19 protein-coding genes are annotated in these 20394 nt (G+C 58.1%); 11 read left to right on the top strand and 8 right to left on the bottom strand.

The window, feature by feature from the left end; genetic code table 11:
• The first annotated feature begins 33 nt into the window (after nucleotides 1-33).
• Both GM655_RS06560 and GM655_RS06565 read left to right on the top strand, forming a co-directional pair.
• Complete coding sequence (locus GM655_RS06560) at nucleotides 34-966, top strand: family 2A encapsulin nanocompartment shell protein (RefSeq protein ID WP_155433738.1); 933 nt, start codon at nucleotides 34-36, stop codon at nucleotides 964-966.
• A complete protein-coding gene (locus GM655_RS06565) occupies nucleotides 963-2711 on the top strand; it encodes a family 2A encapsulin nanocompartment cargo protein cysteine desulfurase (protein ID WP_155433739.1) in 1749 nt (582 codons plus the stop codon). Before GM655_RS06560 ends, GM655_RS06565 begins: the two co-directional genes overlap by 4 nt.
• A 30-nt stretch (nucleotides 2712-2741) precedes the next feature.
• On the opposite strand, the gene GM655_RS06570 is transcribed toward GM655_RS06565, so the two are convergent.
• Nucleotides 2742-3023, bottom strand: coding sequence for a hypothetical protein (locus GM655_RS06570; RefSeq protein ID WP_155433740.1), 282 nt, complete (start codon nucleotides 3021-3023; stop codon nucleotides 2742-2744).
• On the opposite strand from GM655_RS06570, the gene GM655_RS06575 reads away from it, so the two are divergent.
• Genes GM655_RS06575 through GM655_RS06590 form a run of 4 tightly spaced genes read left to right on the top strand, consistent with a single transcriptional unit; the run spans nucleotide 3013 to nucleotide 5131 of the window.
• The gene (locus GM655_RS06575) at nucleotides 3013-3537 is read left to right on the top strand and encodes a rhodanese-like domain-containing protein (RefSeq protein WP_229632395.1); all 525 of its coding nucleotides are present in this window, start codon (nucleotides 3013-3015) and stop codon (nucleotides 3535-3537) included. The two genes, GM655_RS06570 and GM655_RS06575, sit on opposite strands and share 11 nt — an antisense overlap.
• 12 nt (nucleotides 3538-3549) lie before the next feature.
• The gene (locus tag GM655_RS06580; protein ID WP_155433741.1) at nucleotides 3550-4041 is read left to right on the top strand and encodes a DUF6644 family protein; all 492 of its coding nucleotides are present in this window, start codon (nucleotides 3550-3552) and stop codon (nucleotides 4039-4041) included.
• Nucleotides 4042-4063: 22 nt separating this feature from the next.
• Nucleotides 4064-4537 carry a DUF6644 family protein gene (locus GM655_RS06585; protein ID WP_155433742.1) on the top strand — a complete coding sequence of 158 codons (474 nt, stop codon included), beginning with the start codon at nucleotides 4064-4066 and terminating at the stop codon, nucleotides 4535-4537.
• A gap of 9 nt (nucleotides 4538-4546) precedes the next feature.
• On the top strand, nucleotides 4547-5131 hold the full coding sequence (locus GM655_RS06590) for a cytochrome c (RefSeq protein WP_155433743.1): 585 nt from the start codon (nucleotides 4547-4549) through the stop codon (nucleotides 5129-5131).
• On the opposite strand, the gene GM655_RS06595 is transcribed toward GM655_RS06590, so the two are convergent.
• From GM655_RS06595 to GM655_RS06620, 6 genes are all read right to left on the bottom strand, one after another.
• Nucleotides 5121-5450 carry an amidohydrolase family protein gene (locus tag GM655_RS06595; protein WP_155433744.1) on the bottom strand — a complete coding sequence of 110 codons (330 nt, stop codon included), beginning with the start codon at nucleotides 5448-5450 and terminating at the stop codon, nucleotides 5121-5123. The genes GM655_RS06590 and GM655_RS06595 overlap by 11 nt on opposite strands.
• 125 nt (nucleotides 5451-5575) lie before the next feature.
• The gene (locus GM655_RS06600) at nucleotides 5576-6259 is read right to left on the bottom strand and encodes an amidohydrolase family protein (protein WP_155433745.1); all 684 of its coding nucleotides are present in this window, start codon (nucleotides 6257-6259) and stop codon (nucleotides 5576-5578) included.
• A 10-nt stretch (nucleotides 6260-6269) separates the two neighbouring features.
• Entirely contained in the window at nucleotides 6270-8864 is a 2595-nt protein-coding gene (locus tag GM655_RS06605) for a TonB-dependent receptor plug domain-containing protein (protein ID WP_196308715.1), read from the bottom strand.
• 36 nt (nucleotides 8865-8900) lie between these two features.
• Nucleotides 8901-9854 (bottom strand): hypothetical protein, encoded by a 954-nt coding sequence (locus GM655_RS06610; protein WP_155433747.1) that lies wholly within the window; start codon nucleotides 9852-9854, stop codon nucleotides 8901-8903.
• A gap of 8 nt (nucleotides 9855-9862) precedes the next feature.
• Nucleotides 9863-10648, bottom strand: a complete 786-nt coding sequence (locus tag GM655_RS06615; RefSeq protein ID WP_155433748.1) for a hypothetical protein — start codon at nucleotides 10646-10648, stop codon at nucleotides 9863-9865.
• The gene (locus GM655_RS06620; RefSeq protein WP_202411940.1) at nucleotides 10645-11073 is read right to left on the bottom strand and encodes a DUF6152 family protein; all 429 of its coding nucleotides are present in this window, start codon (nucleotides 11071-11073) and stop codon (nucleotides 10645-10647) included. Before GM655_RS06620 ends, GM655_RS06615 begins: the two co-directional genes overlap by 4 nt.
• Nucleotides 11074-11392: 319 nt before the next feature.
• On the opposite strand from GM655_RS06620, the gene GM655_RS06625 reads away from it, so the two are divergent.
• The 4 genes from GM655_RS06625 (at nucleotide 11393) to GM655_RS06640 (ending at nucleotide 16014) form a co-directional block, all read left to right on the top strand.
• Nucleotides 11393-13453 carry a TonB-dependent receptor gene (locus GM655_RS06625; RefSeq protein WP_155433749.1) on the top strand — a complete coding sequence of 687 codons (2061 nt, stop codon included), beginning with the start codon at nucleotides 11393-11395 and terminating at the stop codon, nucleotides 13451-13453.
• A 293-nt stretch (nucleotides 13454-13746) separates the two neighbouring features.
• A complete protein-coding gene (locus GM655_RS06630) occupies nucleotides 13747-13956 on the top strand; it encodes a hypothetical protein (RefSeq protein ID WP_155433750.1) in 210 nt (69 codons plus the stop codon).
• A 496-nt stretch (nucleotides 13957-14452) separates the two neighbouring features.
• Nucleotides 14453-14965, top strand: coding sequence for a DUF4440 domain-containing protein (locus tag GM655_RS06635; protein WP_155433751.1), 513 nt, complete (start codon nucleotides 14453-14455; stop codon nucleotides 14963-14965).
• A gap of 353 nt (nucleotides 14966-15318) precedes the next feature.
• Nucleotides 15319-16014, top strand: a complete 696-nt coding sequence (locus tag GM655_RS06640; RefSeq protein WP_155433752.1) for a MipA/OmpV family protein — start codon at nucleotides 15319-15321, stop codon at nucleotides 16012-16014.
• A 389-nt stretch (nucleotides 16015-16403) separates the two neighbouring features.
• Here GM655_RS06640 and GM655_RS06645 read toward each other — a convergent pair whose 3' ends face one another.
• A complete protein-coding gene (locus tag GM655_RS06645; protein ID WP_155433753.1) occupies nucleotides 16404-16754 on the bottom strand; it encodes a DUF3147 family protein in 351 nt (116 codons plus the stop codon).
• A gap of 745 nt (nucleotides 16755-17499) precedes the next feature.
• Here GM655_RS06645 and GM655_RS06650 point away from each other — a divergent pair.
• Complete coding sequence (locus GM655_RS06650) at nucleotides 17500-20253, top strand: TonB-dependent receptor (protein WP_155433754.1); 2754 nt, start codon at nucleotides 17500-17502, stop codon at nucleotides 20251-20253.
• Nucleotides 20254-20394 lie beyond the last annotated feature (141 nt).

A 20394-nucleotide genomic window follows, 5' to 3' on the forward strand; every position in this document is an offset into this window, starting at 1 on the left:
TATGTTTTTCAACTCAATTTGATGGGAGTAAAGATGTCAGCAACTGTAGGCGGAACCACGGCGCTGGGCGATAACGCAGCAAGGCAATTAGCCAATGCAACCAAGACGGCGTCCCAGCTAGAAACGATCAGCCCGCGCTGGCTTACCCATCTGCTGCAATGGGTGCCGGTGGAAGCAGGCATCTACCGCCTGAACAAGGTCAAGAATCCGGAAGCGATCAAGGTCACCTGCACCGCACGGCAGGCCGAGAACCAGCTGCCGCGCACCTATGTCGATTACGAAGAGCATCCGCGCGAATACTTCCTGAATGCGGTCTCCACCATCCTCGATGTGCATACCCGCGTGTCCGATCTGTACAGCAGCCCGCACGACCAGATCAAGGAACAGCTGCGTCTGACCATCGAGACCATCAAGGAAAATCAGGAATCCGAACTGATTAACAATCCCGATTACGGACTGCTGTCGCAAGTGGCGGACGAACAGCGCATCTTTCCGCTGACGGGCGCACCGACGCCTGACGATCTTGACGAGCTGCTGACCAAGGTGTGGAAGGAACCGGCCTTCTTCCTCGCTCATCCGCTGGCGATTGCCGCGTTTGGTCGCGAAGCGACGCGACGCGGTACGCCGCCGCCGACCATCAGCCTGTTCGGTTCCCAGTTCATCACGTGGCGTGGTGTGCCGCTGATCCCTTCCGATAAGGTACCTGTGGCCGATGGTAAATCCAAGATTCTGCTGCTGCGCGTGGGCGACAAGCGTCAGGGCGTGGTAGGTCTGTATCAGCCGGGGCTGCCGGGTGAGCAGAGTCCGGGGCTGTCGGTGCGCTTCATGGGCATCAATAATCACGCGATTTCGTCGTATCTGATTTCGCTGTACTGCTCGCTGGCAGTACTGACCAATGATGCGCTGGCTGTGCTGGACGATGTCGAAATCGGCAAATACCACGACTATCCTGATACCTATAAATGAGCGCTCCAACGTCCAATTTGCCGGAACCACCCGGCGCGCCGTTCGATACGGCAGTACTAGCGCGGCTAGCCAACGAGCTATTCAGTTCGGCGCCGTTCAAGACGCCGCTGGGCGTGCCGGGCGTGCAGGCGCCCGCTAATCTGGCGCCGGCCGGATCGCCGCTGGCCAGTCCGGCCGGCCTCGGCCCGTCGGTGCCGGGTACGCCGATTCCGCAGGGGCAGATACCGGGCACCAATCTGCTACCGGCTTCGCCGACCCAGCTTCCTTCGCTGGCCAACCGTATTCCGGCGCTAGCGCCGGTGGCACCGGCCGGCAATGGCGTGCCGGACAAGGTGTACAGCACTTTGCCGGCTTACGAGCCGCGCAGCGGCAGCGCCGTGCTGGGCGTGCCTGCGCTGGATCTGGGCGGGCCGCGTCAGCCCGATGCACCGTCGTACTACTTCCTCAGCGACTGGCATAGTCCCGATCCCGCCGCCGTCGGTGCAGCGCGGCCTGCCACCGCTTCGCCGCTGTTACAGGCGCGGACGGCGGCGCCGCCATTCGATGTGCATGCGGTGCGACGCGATTTTCCTATCCTGCAGGAGCGTGTCAACGGGCGTCAACTGGTGTGGTTCGATAATGCCGCAACCACCCATAAGCCGCGTGCCGTGATAGACCGCATCAGCTACTTCTACGAGCACGAGAACTCGAATATTCACCGTGCTGCACATGAACTGGCAGCACGCGCTACCGATGCCTACGAGGGTGCGCGCGAACGGGTACGAGGCTTTCTGAATGCGCCCGATGTGCGTGAGGTGATTTTTGTTCGGGGCACCACCGAGGCGATCAATCTGGTGGCCAAGAGCTGGGGTGCGCAGCACATCGGCGAAGGCGACGAAATCATTGTCTCGCATCTCGAACATCACGCCAACATCGTGCCGTGGCAGCAGCTAGCCAAGGCCAAGGGGGCAGTGCTGCGCGTGATACCCGTCGATGACAGCGGGCAGGTGCTGCTCGATGAATACCGCAAGCTACTCAATAGCCGCACCAAGCTGGTGTCGGTGACGCAGGTGTCAAATGCGCTCGGTACCGTGACGCCAGTGAAGGAAATCGTCGCACTGGCGCATAGCGTGGGGGCGCGGGCACTGGTCGATGGCGCCCAGTCGGTGTCGCACATGAAGGTCGATGTGCAGGATATCGGCGCGGACTTCTGTGTGTTCTCCGGCCATAAGGTGTTCGGTCCGACCGGCATCGGTGCACTATGGGGCAAGCGCGAGGTGCTGGAAGACATGCCGCCATGGCAGGGCGGCGGTAATATGATTGCCGATGTGACGTTCGAGAATACCGTGTATCAGCCGATACCGAACAAGTTCGAAGCGGGCACCGGCAATATTGCTGACGCGGTGGGGCTGGGCGCAGCCATCGATTATGTGCACCGCATCGGGCTCGATGCCATCGCTCGCTATGAGCACGAACTGCTGGTGTATGGCACCTATCAGCTGGAGCAGATCCGTGGCTTGCGCTTGATCGGTACGGCGGCCGAGAAGGCCAGCGTGATGTCGTTCGTGCTGGATGGCTATACCACCGAGCAGGTGGGCAAAGCACTCAACGAGGAAGGGATAGCCGTGCGTACTGGTCACCATTGCGCCCAGCCTATCCTGCGCCGCTTCGGTGTTGAAACCACGGTGCGGCCTTCGCTCGCGTTCTACAACACCTACGAGGAAGTCGACCGGCTGGTGGCGGTGATCCGCAAGCTCGCTCACTGAAGCGCTTTAACGGCGCCATGTAAAGATCCGCTACCGCTGATGGTAGCGGGTCTTTTTTTTATATTCCGGAACTGGCAGCCGCGCAGCCAAGTGAGCGGAATCCGACACTGATGGATACGAGGCTGTTGATTTCCCAGCAGTTGCGGCTGCGATCTGCTGGAAATTCAACATCTGGTTTGCCTGATCTTCAAGGCTGACAGGGCGTTTCGCCCGCCAGTACAGGCGTCCAGCCTGTCGGCAGAATTCGGGCACGCTACTTGCGATGAAGTAGGCAAGTACAACTCTGCGAAAGTCCGCAATCATGAAATACATTCCGCTCATACTGGCGCTGGCGACCAGTGTCCCCGCGTTTGCCCAGCAAGCCTGGAACCATACCACTAAACAGCTGCAACGCAGCGAAGTCGATGCACTGCTGGCGCAGCCGGACAAAGTGCTGGTACTCGATGTGCGCCGCCCTGATGAGGTGACGGCCAAAGGTAGTTTCCCTGTGTACCTGAGCGTGCAGGCCAAGGATGTCGAGCAGCAGCTATCGTTCATTCCCAAAGACCGGTTGATCATCACCGTATCGAATCACGCCCACCGTGCCGGTGCGGTGGGTGATCTACTGCTGGCCAAGGGCTATCAGGTTGCCGGAGCCACCGGCTCGGAAGACTACGAGGCACAGGGCGGCACGATCAAGCGGATTGCACCGCCACCAGCAAAGGCGGCTGCACCGACAGCTGCGGTATCGGCTTCGTCACCTTCCGTTTCAGCTTCGTCGCCTGAGCCGGTGCTTGATGCGGCGACAACCGCACTGGCGTTATCGGCGCTGGCAGTCCTTCCCTGAGACGAGGTTACGATGACGTTATTCGATATTGTCCACTTGATTCAAGAATCCGAGAGTAGTACGGCGCTGCGCGAATCGCAATATGCGTTTCCACTGCTGGAGGCCTTCCATTTGCTGGGACTGGCCGTCTCGTTTGGCCTGATTCTGCTGACTGATTTGCGCCTGACTGGCCTGCTGCTCAAACGTATTCCGCTGGCCGAATTACTAAACCAGCTGCGCCATTATATTTTCGGCGGCTTTGCACTGACCTTCATTACGGGCGGTCTGCTGTTCTGGGCCGAGGCCGAGACGCTCTACACCAATCTGCCATTCTGGCTCAAAGTGGGCTGCATGGTGCTGGCCTGCCTGAATGCGCTGTACTTCGAACTGAAGTGGGGGCATCGCGCCACCCAGTGGGCCAATGAAGCCGTGCTGCCACGCGCAGCGACCCGTGCCGGCTGGATTTCGCTGAGCTTCTGGACGCTGGCCACGGTGTTTGGCCGTTCGATTCCTTACTACCTTTAATTTTCAGCTTTATATCTCGACTATGACGTTTGTACAAATCCTTGGCTGGGTTCAGGACAGCTATCTGATCACGCAACTGCGTGGTGCTAACCATCTGGTGATCGAAATTACCGAGGTGCTGCATGTAATGGGGCTGGTGAGTTTCCTGGCTGCGCTGGTGCTGGTGAACCTGCGACTGCTGGGCTTTGGCCTGCGCGCAGTGCCGCATCCGCAAATCGCTGCAGCCGTCGCTCCGCTGCTGTGGGGCGGGCTGACACTCACGGTGCTGACGGGAACTACGCTGTTCCTGTCAGGCCCCGTACGTTACTTCTGCAACAGCGCCTTCGTCCCCAAGATGCTTTTGCTGGCACTGGCACTGGTGGTGCAACTGACGCTGTATCGCAAGGTGACGCGGGCAGAGCAGGTGGCGCCATGGTTGGCGCAGGGGAGTGCCGTGCTGTCGCTGTCGCTGTGGTTGGGCGTGGGCCTGTTTGGTCGCGCTATCGGTTATGTTTAAGGGAAGACTATGAAGTTGAAGTTAGTAGTGAGCATAGGGGCAGCACTGGTGATTCCGGCACTGCTGGGCGCCTGCAGCAAACCGGCGCCCACGGCATTTCATCCTGATGCATCGATACAGGAAGTGATGGCACATATCGTCGATCCGGCTGCCGATGCGATCTGGGGCGCCGTCAGAAGTGAGACCACCGCACAGGGGCTGAAGGAATATCAGCCTAATTCGGAGGCGGAGTGGCTGGAAGTGCGCCACCATGCGGTTGCACTGGCGGAGGCGGCCAATCTGCTGCTGGTGGAAGGACGGCCTATCAGTCATACCAATCAGCTGGAGGATGCCCATGTGCCGGGCATACTGACGGCCGAGCAGGTGAAGAGCAAGATTGCGGAAGACCCGGCCAAGTTTGCTGCGGCGGCGCGCCAGTTGCAGCTGGCAACGCAGGAAGCCACGGCCGCTATCGATGCCAAGGCGGGGCCACGCCTGATGGCCGCTGGCGAAAAGATCGATGCCGCTTGCGAGCATTGCCACCGGACTTACTGGTATCCAAATACGGAGCAGCCGAAATGGCCTGCCCCGATCAAGACTGCGGCTAAACCGTGATGCCTTTGCGCGCCAGCAACTGGCGGCTGTTGTCGATGTACATCTGCTGGCGCTGCGCAGGCGTCAGCACCTGATCCAGTGTGGCGAGTCCTGCCGAGGAATCGCCACGATCTCCCCCTCCCACCCCATAGTCGGTACCGAACAGGATACGGTCGGCGCCCAGCTTATCGATCGCCAGCTTGACCCACTCGCCATTGCGCGAATACGGGCCGGGATCGAGGTATAGGCGGCGCAAGCGTGCCAGCGGATCGGTTACCCCCGCCTTGTGTGCAGCCGGCACCAGCGTATCGATCAGATACGGCAGGAAGCCACCCAGCATGATCACTTCGACCGAGACATCGGGATAAGTATCGAGAAAATCCGTCAGACCCAGCGTAATCGCGCCATTCGCCAGATGGCTGTTGCTGATAATGCTCCAGCGTGCATACTCGGTATCGCGCGGGATCAGTACCGGCGGCTGGCCCGGTAGCAGGGCGCTGGCCGGGCGCTGGCCGGAGCGCGGTGCACGAAGAAATGGCTGCCCAGCTTCTGCGCTGTGGCAAACAGCGGCGCCAGTGTACGGGCACTCTCCAGCGTAGCAAAGGCATTCAGCGGCAATGAGCCACCGATCAGCCCCAGCTCCGTGTGGGCGCGGCGCAGTTCCTGTGCAGCCCATTGCGGATCGGCGGCCGGTAGCGCCGCCACGGCAAAGAATCGATCCGGATAGCGTTTGACCACGCTGGCCAGTTCGTCATTCACGGCACGGAACAGGGGACGTAGCTGCTCCAGCGGCAGGGTGGCGTCGAAGCCTAGTGCCACGGTATGGCTAAGCAACTGGCGGCCGATGCCCAATTGATCCATGTGACGCAAGCGTGCTTCGATACTCGAGGCGCTGAAAGGGGAGGGTTTGCCGCCTGCGAACGAGGCGGTATCGAGATTTTCCATCAGGCTCACGCCATCGGCGCCGTCAAACACACGGGGTGTGCTAGAGCGTTGGCGTAGGAAGCTGATCTCGGCATGGGTAACAAAATGCGCGTGCCAGTCCACCAGCACGCGCGGACTTGCGCTGCTGGCACGGACTGCTGCCGGTGCACTGGCCATCAAGGCTAATGCACCGGCGCCGCGCAGAAAAGTGCGGCGATCCGTCATCAAAACTCCTTTACAGTTTATAGCTCAGACCTGCATACACGAAGCGGCCGGAAGCGCCGTTCGGTGCGATGAAGGAGTATGGGTTGATACCGCTGGCGCGGTTATTTGTCAGGTATTTGTCCGGATAGCGGTTGAAGGCATTCTGTACATTCAGATCCAGCTTCCAGTTTTTACTGAGCGCATAAGCCACGCTGAAATCGACATAGGTTTCGGAGGAGAATTCCTGATCGATATTGCCATTGGGCGAAGCCACACCGGCCACGTCACCCACGTTGTAGCGGTAGCGGCCGTAGCGCGTCACCGTACTGTCGGTGGTCCATGCACCGCTGGCGTAGCGCGCACCCAGTACCAGCTTGTTCTTCGGCGTACCTGTTTCGGCGTCGCGCACTTTGGCGTTGCTGACCGCGAGGATCTGGCTACCGCCGATGCTGACGTAGCGGTGTACGTTCGAAACACTGGTGTTGAGCAGGCTTAGTGCCGCACTCAGCTCCAGCTGGCCGCTGCCGGCGCTCAGGTGATGCTTGCCGATGATATCCAGACCATCAGTACGGCTATCCCAGCCGTTGGTGTAGTAGGACGCCTGCGTGAAGCCGGGCAGGCCGGCGGCATTGAAGGCGCTGGTGACGGTAGCGCCCTGCAGGGTTTCAGTCTGGATGATCACGTCACGCACTTTGAGGCGGTAGGCATCCAGCGTCAGCGAGCTGGTATCGGCCGGACGCCAGACGGCACCGAGCGAATAGGTACGCGACTTTTCCGGATCCAGTGCGCGCGCACCGAAGGCCCGCGCAGCCGGATCGTCGGGACGGAACTGGCGCGTCTGGCCCGGCGTCAGTGTGCCGCTGCCGGAGTTAGACCAGTTGCTGGTAGTGCCGGTGCTCTGGAAGCCCAGTGCAGCCAGGCTCGGTGCATGGAAGCCCGAGCTGACCGTGCCACGCAGCGCGATGGCCGGCGTGAAGTCGTAGCGGCTATTCAGCTTGAAATTGCTGGTGCCGCCAAAGTCCGAGTAGTGCTCGTAACGGCCGGTGGCGCCGACCAGCCACTGGCGGTTCAGGCGTGCATCCAGACCGGCATAACCACCTGCGACATTGCGGCTTACTTCATTGGCATCTTGCGGCTTGATGCCGGAAGTGGAGGAACCGCTGATCGGAATGCGGGTGGTATCGCTGGCATAGGCCGTGCCGGGATACAGCGAACCGACGGTTTTGCCTGCGAGTGGGCCACCCGTGTAGCCGGCGGCATCGCCCAGATCGCCGGTGCGCCAGCGTTCGTGACGTGCCAGCAGGCCAGCCGAGATATTCAGACCATCCTGCAGACCGTCGACGCCGAGCACATTGCTATAGTCGGCGGTGAGGCTGGTGGTATCGCTTTTCCATGAGCCCAGATAGAAGTGGGTCGGGCTGCTGGCGCCATACGACGGATTGGCCGTATTGTAGGTGTCGCGCGCGGTTTCGTTGGCGCCGTAACTCACCGCCAGATCGAACTGGCCGGCACGTTCGGCATCGAAGCGCACGCCGCCCACCACGGCCGCATCTTTGGCGTGGTAGCTCATCCACGGCTGGTAGCCATTCGGATACAGGCCCAGTACATCGTTCTCGCCCAGTTTGGTGCCATCGGTCACCGTGGTGTTGCTGGTGATGGCTTTCACCACGCGCTCGGGATTGACCCAGTTGTGCGAATCCTTGTCTGAATAATTGACCCAGCCATAAGCGACGGCTTTGGCGCTCAGTGGCAGTTCGGCGTTGGCGAGCGCGCTCCAGTTATTGCGCGATGCCTGGCCCCACTGGCCGTATTTCTTGTTGAAGCTGTCATTGCGCGGATCGCCGTTAGGGAACAGCTGGCGCCAGTCGGCTGCGCTGCGATCGACATTGGTATTTTTCAGGCGGTCGATGCTGAAGTTGGCGAAACCATCCTGCCCCAGTTTGATGCCGGTCCAGCCGTTGACGGCCGTGGTGTGGCCGCCGCCATCGGAATAGCCGCCGCCATGGGCGGACAGTTCGCCGCCGCTGCCATTCTCGCGCAGCACGATGTTGATCACACCGGCGATGGCGTCGGAGCCGTATTGTGCGGCAGCGCCGTCACGCAGTACTTCGACCCGCAATACGGCACTGAGCGGGATGGTGTTGAGGTCGACCACGGTAGCCGCTGGCCATGGATCGGTACCGGACAACTGGGCCGAAGCATTGCGGCGCTTGCCGTTCACCAGTACCAGCGTATAGGCGGGGCTAACACCGCGTAGCGAAGCGGAACGCACACCCTGGCCTTTGACGGCGTTCTGCCCTTGCGGGAAATTGAACGAAGGGTGCAGCTTGGAGAGCGCCTGATTCAGCGAGACGGCGCCGGTTTCCTTGATCTGCTGCGGCGTGATCACATCGATCGGCGAGGAGCTGGTGAGGACGGTGGCATCGTGACGGATCGAGCCGAGCACTACCACGCTGTCGACGATGGCAGAAACGCCATCGGCGCCGGCGGTGAGGGCTGTGTTCTGGTCACCGCTATCTGCCGGAGCAGCGTTTTCGGCGGCAGTGGCATGCAGGGGAACAGTGCTGCTGAACGCCAGCGTTACCAGCGTGGCGATCAGAGTACGACGGGGAAGTGCTTTATTCATCGGGTATTCCATTTCTAGGTTTTTTGCGGGCGAGAGTTAGCGTGGCGGCGGAGTGACAGCCACGTGGCCGAAGCCGATATTGTTTTCAGTGCAGATACGCTCGTCGCGCTCGATCACCTGCTGTTTGCCGGCCACATTGCTGGCGACTTCATAGTGCCAGCCGTCCACTGCATCTTTTTCGGTGCGGCGTTTGGCCGGAATGGTGGCCGTCCATTTACGCGTGTAGACGGATGGATCGTCGAAAGTGGCGACATAGTTGTAGCGCTGGCCATCGTTTGAGAAGATGTAGCGTTCGGTGATGTGGACGTTTTCGCTGGCGAATTCACCGGTGCGACCAAACAGCGCCTTGCTGTTATTGTTGGTGACATCGACCACCAGCGTATTGCCTTCCCAGTGGCCGCGTGAGTCGGCGTTCCATAGCTTGATATTTTCCGGCAGGTGCGGCTTGCCATCGAGATGGATGATGCGCGTCCCCGAATTGAACAGGAACACCACATAGCCGGGGAACTGGCGGATTTCGTAGCCATGCCAGATGAAGGACTTGGGCACACCAGCCGGTGCACAGCGTGCCAGCGGCTCGATGTACTGTGGCTCGGTAGGATTGTGGAAGTTCTTCAGGAAGTCTTCCTGTGCCGCCTTGGCCCACGGCTGGAACGGTACCTGCCCGTCGGCAGGATCGGTTACGCGGCTAGGCGCGCGCTCCGCGCGTGGCCCTAGCGGTTTGCGCGGCGGCGCCGGATCGCCCGGTATGCCACCTTGCGGATCGGTCCAGTTGTTATGGTTTGCGACGGTGTTGGACCAGTGGCCTTCCACGTCGGGCTGTCCATCGGCCAGCCGTTTGCCGGTCCATTTTCCGGATTCGACAGCGGTGTAGCTAGGCTCGAAGCGGATCCGGTCAGTACCGGCCAGCGGCTTGGCCTTGTTCTGCTGGGCTTGCGCATGAGGAGCGACGGCCAGCAGCAGAGTGAGCGCAGTTGCGAGTGTTTTCATGGCGTTCCCTATGGTTGCTTGTGCGTCGCTTGTGCAGCGGAAGCTGGCGGTTTGGGCGGGTAGTATTGTTCGTATTCCAGCGTGTAGCGATAGTCTTCGATCAGCTGGAAGTTCTTCTCGCGATGACGATGCAGAATCACGCTCAGATCCCATGGGCGGGCAAACACTTCCGGATCTTCTACGCGGGCGCTGTATTCGATGGTGTTGGCATCGAGGTACTTCCAGCGTTCCACCACATGCAGCGCTTCGCTGTGGTAGTTGCCGGCGCGGTCCAGCCAGGTCTCGTCGTTGAAGCCGGATACATCGACCACCAGCGTGTCGCCATCCCAGCGGCCGCGCGAATCACCAAGCCAGAACTGGTTGCGGTCGCCGCCGGGGTGATCAGTGCCATTGGTGTGAATGGTGCGTACCGAATGGCCAAACTGGTGTACCAGCGTCAGGTCGCGCTGGCGCTGAAAGATCTGGAATGGCTCGGGGTAGTAGATCCCGCGCGGTACGCCCAGCGTCCAGCCCTTCAGGCGCGGATCATCCTTGTCGCGATTGGCGAAGTTCTTCTTTTTCTGCTCCAGTGCTGCCGGCAGATAGGGCAGCACATTGCCGACCACCACGCCAGCACTCGGTGGCGCATCAATGCGGGCCGCATGCGGTTCCAGATCGAATTCGGCGGCGCTAGTGGTCTGCCAGATGCCTGAAAAGTCCGGCCGGCCATTGGCCAGACGGGGAATCTTATCGGCGGCGAAGACGCAGCCGGTGAGCGCCGCCAGCAAGGTAAATAGTGTCAGGGATCGGATCATGGACGCGGCGCCTCGGTAGTCGGGGCGTCCTGCGCGCCACCGGTCTGGATGGTGCGGCCATCGGCCAGCGTGACGAACACGCTATAGCCGAAGGCTTCGCCGTTCTTGGAGCGGAAGCCGCGGATACGTACTGGCTGGCCGATTTTCAGATCGCTCTTGGCCAGACCTGCATTGGCCAGCGAATTCGGCGCACCGAATTCCACGCCCCAGTTAGTGACCTTGCCATCCGGTCCGGTGACATCGAAATACAGCCAGCTATGGGGGTTGACCCACTTGGCTTTAGTGATGGTGCCACTCAGGTCGAGCGGCTGCTTGGCGTCGAACTCGGCGGCGAAGGCGTGGTGCGCCTGCGCCTGCGGCACGCTGATCAACGCTGCACTGCCGGCCGCTAGTGCGATGAGCCAGCGCGATAGATTCATTTTCATTTTTGTTCTCCTGAAGGATAAATGGGGCTTGCATGCCACTATGATTCGCAAGCCCTGTGCCAGCGTAGAGCGGTCGCGGGAAAATGAACTCAAGTGATTGTTTTCTTTAGAGAGTTTTGCGCCCGGCGCAAGAAGGCGCGCAGTCGCATCTGCTGAAAAATCAGCAGTACTGTTGAGTAGGCAGCAGAACTGTTGATTTTGAACGCGCCCTTATTCCATAAGGCGTATATAGGAATGCGAATGAAGTATTTATCGAATCTAAGAAGGCGCACATAGAATCTGCCGCAATGTTCGCATTCACTCTCTGACTAGGCTACGCATGTCTTCTGTTCGTTCTCATTACGCTTCATTGCTGGCCGCGCCAGCGCTGCTTGTTCCATTCGTTGCTGCACAAGCAGAACCGACAGGTCTGCTGACGGTCACCGTCGAGGCCTCCCGCACCAGCCAGCTAGGGCTGGCCGATTCCGCAAATCAGGGCAGCATTACTGGCCGTGAACTGGAGCTGCGCACGGTGTACCGGCCAGCCGAGATTCTGGAGGCTACGCCGGGTCTGATCGTGGGCCAGCATAGTGGTGAAGGTAAGGCCAGCCAGTACTACCTGCGTGGCTTTAATCTCGATCACGGCACCGATCTGGCGACCTATGTTGACGATATGCCGGTCAATCAGCGCAGCCATGCGCATGGGCAGGGCTGGACCGATCTGAATTTTCTGATTCCGGAAGTGGTCGGGCGGATGGACTACAGCAAAGGTCCGTATTCGGCGCGTCTGGGTGATTTTGCTTCGGCCGGCAGTGTGTCAGTCAATTACGCCAACCGGCTTAGCGACAATGTGTTCACCATCAGTGGTGGGCAGAACGCCTATGGTCGTGCAGCGCTTGCAGCTTCGAGCGAGGTAGGCGGCGGCAGCCTGCTGTACGCGCTGGAACGTGTGCACAACAACGGTCCCTATACGCGTGGCGATAACTACCGCAAGGCGAACGGCGTGCTGCGCTATTCGGTGGGGCCGGCCAGCAATGGCTGGAGCGTAACGGCGATGGCCTATCGCGGGCAGTGGAACTCGACCGACCAGATACCGCTACGTGCCGTACAGGATGGCAGCATAGGGCGGTTTGATGCCATCGATAACACTGATGGCGGCCGGTCGGCGCGTAGCAGCCTGTCGGCCACATGGCGCAGCACCACGGCCGAAGCGGCGGCCAAGCTGAATGCCTATGTGATCCGTAACCGGCTTGACCTGTTTTCCGACTTTACCTACTACATGGATGATCCCGTTAACGGCGATCAGTTTGGTCAGCCGGACCGCCGCGTGACGAGTGGCTTCGGTGCCAGCCACACGTGGCGTGACGTTCCTTTATTGGGACTGGCGGGCGACTGGACGCTAGGCCTGATGGGACAGAACGATAACGTGTTTAATGGACTCAATCACACGCGCGCCCAGCAGGTGCTGTCGACGATTCGCCAAGATCATATTGTGGAGAGTAGCGCCGCACTGTACCTGGAAAATGCTACTCGGTGGAGTGACAAGCTGCGTTCTGTCGCCGGGGTGCGCACTGACCACTATCGCTTCGATGTGAAGAGCAATCTGGCGGATAACAGCGGTACCGCAAGTGCGCAATTAGTCAGTCCCTCGCTTAGCCTGATTCTGAGCCCGTTTGCGCAGACCGAACTGTATCTGAATCTGGGCAAGGGATTCCACAGCAATGATGGGCGCGGCACGGTCGCCAAAGTCGATGCGAAGACGGGGGAGGCAGTGACACCGGTGCCGGGACTGGTGCAATCGCGAGGGCAGGAAGCGGGGCTTCGTACCGAACTGATTCCGCGCATGCAGACGTCGCTGTCGCTTTACCGGCTGGACTTCGATTCGGAGCTGACCTATATCGGGGACTCCGGCACCACTGAAGCGGGGCGGCCGAGCCGGCGCTATGGGGTGGAGATCTCCAACTATTACAAGGTGCTGCCATGGCTATCGTTCGATGTGGATGCGGCTTATGCTCATGCACGTTCGCGCGATCATGATGCGCTGGCAGGCGACTATATTGAAGATGCGGTGGAAGGTGTGGGGCAGCTGGCATTGACGGTGGATAAATACGGGCCGTGGTCCGGCGCACTGCGTCTGCGCTATTTTGGTCCGCGTCCGCTGACGGCGGATAATCGCGTGCGTTCGCGATCGTCGTTCACCTTGAATGGCCATGTGGCGTATCAGCTCACACCGAAGCTACGGCTGTCACTGGAAGCGTTCAATATTGCCAATCGCAAGGTCTCAGCGATCGACTATTTCTACAGTTCGCAACTGCGTGGCGAAGCGGCACCGGTCGACGACGTACATTTCCACCCTAGCGAGTCTCGCTCGCTGCGCGCCACATTGATCGCTAACTGGTAGGCTGGGTGGGGCCTCGTTACTCTTGGATGGGGCAGTTGTGGTCTCAAAGGAGCAATGCCCTTGCGCGCTGTCTTTCCGTCTTGGGATAAACAACTTGAACTGTACTAAATCCTTGCTCACTAAACTGTGTGTTGCATTCTTTGGACTTGTGACATTCCGTGAGTGATACTTGTGTATTAGTTGTTATGCTTACAGTCGCTTTGACGGCCGAGTTCGGCCACAAGCTGCCGTTCAATTTTTCTGAGCAGAGAGCATCAGAACAGGTTTCAATTCAACATTGCTAGAAAGGCGAGATGGATAAGAAAATAGCCGAGGAATTGATGAAAGAGGTCTTAGTCTTGAGCGCTCAAATCAATGTCATCATCCATAAATCTGAACAGATTTCATCGGAACCCGAGCGTCGAGAAATGCGCCGACATATTGCCCAAGTTATGGCTGCCAGTGATGAACATCTCTTCAGACCAATCCTGCGACAATATCCTGAGCTTGAGCCACATTGGTAGCTGTTTTCGGCCAGAAGCGGCCGCCTACTTGAAAGAGATATATCGGAAATGAAGCTGAGAAATTTTCACCGCTGGATGCTTGGCGTCGTCGGGGTAGCGGCGTTGTTTTGGATAGCATTTGGCTACTTCTTTAATCGCATGATGGCATTGAAGTATTATCCGCAGCTTTGGACAGGTCTTACCTTGTGCGATTATCTCATCACCGTATTGGCGAGCCACTTCATACTTACGTCGTTATCTGGTAATTGGAAATTATGGTTTCGCCGATGACGGCCAATTGCAGACATTCAATGTGCTGCGCGGTTTGTCGCGTCTCTTAAACCTTTATTTGAATACAGCAGAATGCACCAAGACTTTGTTAATAAGGCATCCTAAGCAAAGGAACACGGCAGGTTATATCGCTGACGCCTGTGTTTTATCGTAGTCTTGCGATCTCATATAGCACAGATCATTGTCAAGAAAACAATCCCCCCATCAAAACTAAAACGAACTTGCTATGGAAAAAATTATAAAGACATTTGCCACATTTATTTTCATTATCATGTTCGACGCCATGGCTCCCGTCATGGCAGCGGACAAGAATCTTGACTGGGAAGCCCAAGTCAGAAAAACCGACGAGGCATTCTGGAACGATTTTAATTTCTCGCCATCCGCAACTCTCAACTCCTACTACACGGGTGATGTGGAGTTTTATCACGATCTTGGTGGCACAATTATGGGGCTGGAAGCGTTAGCTAATGTCAATGCGGGAATGGATAAGGGTAAAAATCGAGGGCGGCGCGTACTTGTGGCAGGCTCTCTGCGCATCTATCCTATGCGCAAAGACAAGGAAATTTATGGTGCACTCGTAATGGGTGAGCATGACTTCTATAGCACCGATTCGGGAAAAATCGTCAAGAGAACATTGAGGGCTTCTTTTACTCACATCATGCTGCTCAAGAATGGCGTTTGGAAAATAGCACGCATCATTAGTTATGATCACAAAATGGATCCTGATAATACGAAATAGTGTGAGCCGGAATAGCTTGAATTAAATCTAGTCTAACCCATCAATCAACTGAAACGAGGCAGGTTGCATCATTTATTGCTCACTTTGCATATCCGTTTTGTGAAATCTTGAACTTCCGCTTCGGGGCGGAAGCAGACACTTCATTTAGCCTAATTCACCAGATCCGTTGCCAGAAGTAATCTGGCACATCTTGGGCATTTCTCATAAGAGCGAGTGTCGCACGTCTACTGATTATAGTTTTTGAGTTCATCTAGGGAGTATCAATGTTGAAGCAAAAAATATTTCAGGGCCTACTGCTGACTGTACTGACCACGATGTGACTCAGTTCTGGCCACGCAGAAGATGGCGTAGCAGTGGCGACCACTGCACAACAGCCAGGCTCGAAGTGGGGCGTAGGCTTGGGGCTAGGACTGGATCGTGGCCTGTACAAAGGTATCGATAGTCGCACCACCGCTATTCCACTGTTGATGTACGATAACCAGTACATCCATATGTTCGGCAATGTGCTTGACGTCAAACTACTTTCCGCCGAGACCGTTCAAGTGGTCTGGCGCACTAAGTATGAACTCGGCGGCGGCTACAAGGCGAGTGACTCGCCATTTCTTACCGGGATGGCAGAGCGCAAAGGTAGATTGTGGCTAGGCGCGGCCGCCACATGGGAGACCAGTCTCATCAGGATTTCAGCCCAATGGATGAAAGCCGCTGCCGCAAGCAAAGGTCAGCAATTACAACTCCGTGGCGAGCATACTTTCCGTTCTGGGCATTTCCAGCTAATCCCATACTTGGGTGTTGAGTGGTTGGATGAAAAATATGTTGATTACAATTTTGGTGTGAAACCTGAGGAGGCAATGGCCGGGCGCTCGCTGTATGTCGGCGCTGCCACGACGGAGATTAGTGGCGGTCTCAGAATAAACTACGGCGTGACTAGAAATCAGCTCGTGATGGTAGATATCGGGGCCAAGCATCGTGGCGCCGGTATTAGTGATAGTCCGCTCGTTGACAGAGCTACGACGTCAGCGTTACGACTGGGGTATCTCTACCAGTTTTAAACATACGATACCGACTTGCCAGAATTTGTTGAAGTGCTCGAGTAATATTCCCCCGCCGTTAGCGGACGCAGCCTATCGCCTCTAGACTATCGTGGCGCGTGCTGGACCAGTGGGGGAAGTGCAACGATGCAGGCGTGCATATTCGGTTTGCTTATGCGTTTTGAGGGGCAATATGAGGGGCGCGGACTCATGTGGTTGATACTGAGCGGGAGTAGGCTGTCTCACTACTTGAAACCTTTGCGGGAGGTCGTATGCCATGCCTGTAGTTTCGCGGATTGCAAGGGCAAAGGAGTGTTCCGGTCCGATTAGCGGACGCAGCAGGCTGATCGGCTGTGTGGTGCTCCCACCATCAGTCTCGGGTAAGGCCGAGGACGCACAGCGGCACGGCTTTATAGAAGTTCGATGCCCCATCGTTTCATCACTAAGGCAAACAGTCCGAACGACACCAGTGTGAGCAGAACGCCGCAGGCCAGCGCGCACCAGAAGCCCACACGGGAGAGTAGCGCGGGAAAGGCCAGAAACATCGGCAGAGTAGGCAGCACATACCAGAAGGTGTACCACGCATGATTGGCAATCTTCTGCTGGCTCTGGTTCTCGAGATGGAGCCAGACCAGCGCCAGTATGGAGACGAGCGGCAGTGCGGCAATGAGTCCGCCCAGCTTATCGCTGCGTTTGGCAATCTCCGAAACCAGTACCACGACGGCGGACGTCGCCAGATACTTCAAAATGAGCCACGCCATGCCGTTTCCTTATTGTTGTGCGCAGTCGAGCTTGCGCAGAATTGCGCATTTACCGGTTTGTGCCGAGCTACGCCAGCCGTCCGGCGACGCAGTCATACTGTACAGCGACGCCGGAAGATGTGGTGGGGAAGTGCGAAGAAGCCTGTTGCGATAGCACGATGCAGAATATTGACCGGCGATGTTAAATAATGCTACCTTATTTTTGAATGCAAAATTTACATGAAAGTGCGAGCGCCGCACGGTCGTCAATTTGTAAAGAATTGTGACAGAAATAGTTATCTTGCCAAGTTTCCATCGCTTATTTCCGCTTATCACACCCCTCGCTGCTAAATTTATTCATAAGAGAACCTTTTATTTGTGAATAAAATTCCGTCATATTCACGGAAAGGGGCTCGCCATCCCTTTTTCTTAAATCACCCTTAAAGTTGCCCGCTTTTTACATATAGAGCGCCAATTTGTTGTTTTCTATCATGATGTCAGAACGTCCATTGACGCTCGAATTTGTCATATGTTGTCATATGACATCAGCTTGTGTGGCGTATGCTCCACAAGCTGTGGGACTCAAGAAATAGATTGGCCTTAAAAAAGAGAGCGAAGTACTGGTTCAGTTTGAAGTGGTGGTTGTCCGCAAGACGCTGTGCCCTTTCTGAATTAACACGTAGCAAATCCAGGGTAGCCAACGTTTAGTGGCGCGCCGAGTTACTCGGCGTGGCCGTCACCCATCCATTGTTCAAACGGAAATTTCATGACCAAAGAAACCGTAATCTCGCGCTCGCTGCGCCTGGCGTTCTCCGGCGCCGTCGCGCTCGGCTCTATCGCCGCTCAGGCGCAAACCAGCGATGCTCCTATGCAGCGCGTGGAAATCACTGGCTCCTCGATCAAACGTGCGCAAGCCGAAGGCGCACTGCCAGTGCAGACCGTAACCCGCGACGATATCGCCAAGATGGGCGTGACCAACACCGAAGCGCTGCTGCAGCAAGTGACCGCCATCTCGGCAGTGGGCGGCGTGCCTAGCGCCGCTGGCGTGGGCTCCTCGACCTATGGCGAAGCCACCGTGTCGCTGCGCGGCATCGGCAGCAGCAAGACCCTGATTCTGGTGAACGGCCGCCGTCTGGCCAACTACGCTACCGACGGCACCGCAGTCGATATCAACGCGATCCCGCTGGCAGCCGTGGACCACGTGGAAGTGCTGAAAGATGGCGCTTCGGGCGTGTACGGTTCCGACGCGATCGGCGGCGTGATCAACTTCATCCTGCGCAACAACTTCAACGGCGTTGAAGCCACCGCCTACGCTTCGGGCACCAAGGATGGCGGCGGCCTGACCAAGAAGGCTTCCGTGATCGCCGGCTGGGGTGATTTCGACGAAGACCGCTACAACATCACCGTGGCGGCCGATGTCTCGAAAGACACCACCATCTACGGTTCGCAGCGCAGCTACGCCAAAAACAGCTGGAACAACAACGGCCTGCGCGAGCAGAGCGCGACCCCGAGCGGTGCCATCACCAGCTTCATCCCGAACACCACACCGAACCAGTTCGGCGTGATCCCGAACACGCTGGCCGCGCTGGGCAAAGGCCTGGGCAATCCGCTGGCACCGAATAACTGCGCCGCCAACGGCAGCGAATACGACGCCAACCTGGGCACCTGCCGCTTCAACTCGGCACCTTACGTGGGCCTGGTACCGCAAACCGAACGCGCCAACCTGTCGGCCTCGTTCCGCTTCAAGCTCAACGAGAACAATGAACTGTTCGTGGAAGGCTTCCACTCGCAGCAGAAGACCGACAACAACTCGCAGCCTTCGCCCTACAGCAATTCCTTCCTGTCGACCGATAGCGCCTTCGCTGCCGCCAATGTGTATCCGTCGATCATCGTATCGCCAAGCAGTCCGTACTACCCATCCGCCTGGCTGGCAGCCAACGCGCCTGCCCAGGTGGGCAAGCCGATCAGCGTCAGCTATCGCGCATTTGATGCCGGCAACCGCTCGACCGAAGACATGGCCAAACTGTCGCACCTGGTTATCGGCATGCGCGGCGTGGTCAAGGGCTTCGACTACGACGTGGCCTACACCCACAACTCGAGCGACGTGAGCGAGAGCACCCAGCAGGGTTACTCGAATCAGGTGGCGCTGGTCAAGCTGCTGAGCAACAACCCAGCCTTCAACCCATGGACCCAGTTCCAGTCGCCTGAGCTGGCCAAGCAGATCTACGCGACCAACTACGTGGGCCAGATGATCCATTCGACCCTGACCAATGACTCGCTGACCGCGCGCATCTCGGGCGACCTGTACCAACTGCCAGCCGGCATGGCCAAGTTCGCACTGGGTGCATCGGCCACCAACGAAAAACTGGACCTGAACCCATCGGCCGCCTACCAGTCGGGCGACATCTCCGGCTACGGCGGCCAGGTGCTGCCACTGTCGGCTTCGCGTTCCTATCAGGCTATCTTCGGCGAACTGAATGTGCCTATCGTCAAGCACCTGGAATCGGATCTGGCCCTGCGTACCGACCGTTATCCTAACGCCACCTCGACCAATCCTAAGATCAGCTTCCGTTATCAGCCGCTGTCGCAGTTGCTGGTGCGTGCATCTTATGGCCGTGGTTTCCGCGTGGGCGCCTTGCCTGAGCTGAACAACCCGCAGACCGTGGCCACCACCGCGACCTTCACTGATCCAGTGAGCGGCACCAGCGGCCAGTTTAACCAGACCGTAGGCGGCAATGCCAACCTGAAGCCAGAGAAGTCGGAACAGTCCTCGCTGGGTCTGGTGATTGATCCGGTACCAGGCGTGTCGATCGCTGTGGATTACTGGAAGATCAACGTCAACAACCTGATCACCACCCTGAGCCCAGAGTTCATCGTGGAAAAGGCCGCGGCTGGCGACAGCAACTACACCGGTCTGGTTCGTCGTGATGCAGGCGGCAATATCACCAACATCTACGCCACCAACCTGAACGCTGGTTCGCTGAAGACCGAAGGTATCGACATCGACGCGCGCTGGACGATCGCCAAGACCGCCAACTACGGCAACTTCTCGACCCGTCTGAACGGCACCTACACCACCAAGTTCGACGAGAAACTGCCAGACGGCACGGTGCAGGCTAGTGTTGCCCACACCATCGACGCCAACGGCAACCCGCTCAATGCAGTGGCCAACGGCGGCGTGATCTTCCGCTGGAAGCATCAGTGGAGCATGGACTGGAAATACCAGAAGTGGGGTGTGAACCTGACCCAGAACTTCCAGTCGGGCTACTGGGATGCTGCCCGTGCTGACTCCGCGACCGGCACCGACGCCGTCCACGTGGGCGCATTCTCGACCTGGGATGCACAGGCTTCGTACAGCGGCTTCAAGAACCTGCAGATCCGTGCAGGCGTGAAAAACCTGTTCAACCGTAAACCACCGGAAGCCATCACCCTGGGCAACTACTTCCAGGGCGGCTACGATCCTAGCTACTACGACGCGCACGGCGCCACCGGCTACATCAGCGCAACCTACAAGTTCTGATCGTATCGTTGAGCTGTAACTAAACAGGCCCCGCATGTTCTGCATGCGGGGCGCTTCAGTTGGTCACTCTTCACCCTGCGCAATCTATGCGTATCTCCCAGCGCGACTCCCGCCTGAACTGTCGGGACTTGTGTGCGCTCA

It is taken from the genome of Pseudoduganella danionis (assembly GCF_009720775.1).
GTDB lineage: Bacteria > Pseudomonadota > Gammaproteobacteria > Burkholderiales > Burkholderiaceae_D > Rugamonas > Rugamonas danionis.